Source organism: Parathalassolituus penaei (genome assembly GCF_026626885.1).
GTDB classification, from domain to species: domain Bacteria; phylum Pseudomonadota; class Gammaproteobacteria; order Pseudomonadales; family Oceanobacteraceae; genus Oceanobacter; species Oceanobacter penaei.
In genome coordinates this window covers 1-908 of sequence record NZ_JAPNOA010000017.1, presented here as the reverse complement: position 1 = coordinate 908, position 908 = coordinate 1, and the positions used below count along the sequence as shown (strand labels likewise).

Annotated in this window: 1 protein-coding gene; it reads right to left on the bottom strand. The window is 46.3% G+C overall.

Going from position 1 to position 908, the window contains the following annotated elements:
- Positions 1-750: 750 nt before the first annotated feature.
- Positions 751-908: transposase (locus OUO13_RS04740; RefSeq protein ID WP_428982319.1), on the bottom strand; the 158-nt coding region annotated here is incomplete at its 5' end.

Here is a 908-nt window from a genome sequence, read left to right as displayed (position 1 = left end):
CACCACCATCGACGTCTGGTTGTAATCGTAATGCTTGTACCTTGGCATATCGCTTCCTCGCTGCTGCCAGGAATTTTACCGCAGAAAGGCGGTTGAGAGAGGTTTTTCTACAGCTTCAACGCCAAGGTCAGTGGTGCCCGGAACGGAGTGCCGGCTTGCGTAATAAAATGTGCGCAGCACATTGCGCAAGAAGGCGCGCAGTGTAGGGCATCCACTGCACCGCTTGGTTAGGGCTGAACCGCGACCCCCTCTTCATTTTGTACATAAGCACTAAGCTTACTTGCAATTTCGGTAGCCTTAGAGAGTATGTCAGGCACATATCGTGCACAAATTTTACCCCGTCGAAAATCGAACGTATGGGAATTGCCTGTGACTGGGTCAATATATACAGCTATGCCTGGTGCGTTTGATGCGAGTATTTCGCCCGTAACCGGATTCTTTGCCGCAGTCGAGGTCAATATAGTAAGCGTTTCATCTTCGTCACATAGAGTAATCCAGTCATTTAGCTGGATCGGATCTTCACTTGATTTCCAATAGTCGACTTTAGCGATGTAGATCTCGACTGCCATAGATTTAAGCCCTNTAACGAGACTGTAGAAAAACTATTTTCGGAGCGGATATTTTCTTCATATCAAAAAGCCATTGAAACTCAGCTGCCATAGCTTCGCTCAAAAAAACCGAAACAACCGAAAATGGATAATTCACGATACAACTGCATATTTGACCTCCATTTTCTGATATTTCCTTTAATCACCTGATCTGAGGTATCAGTTTCTCAATATTGTGTACCATGGCGTATAACTGCCATTGAGCTTGCACCTTCTTTTTACCCCGCAGACCGAACCGCTTCAAGCCTTTATTGTGTTCCAGGTTGGCAAACACCGGTTCCACCGTCGACATCCGATGGC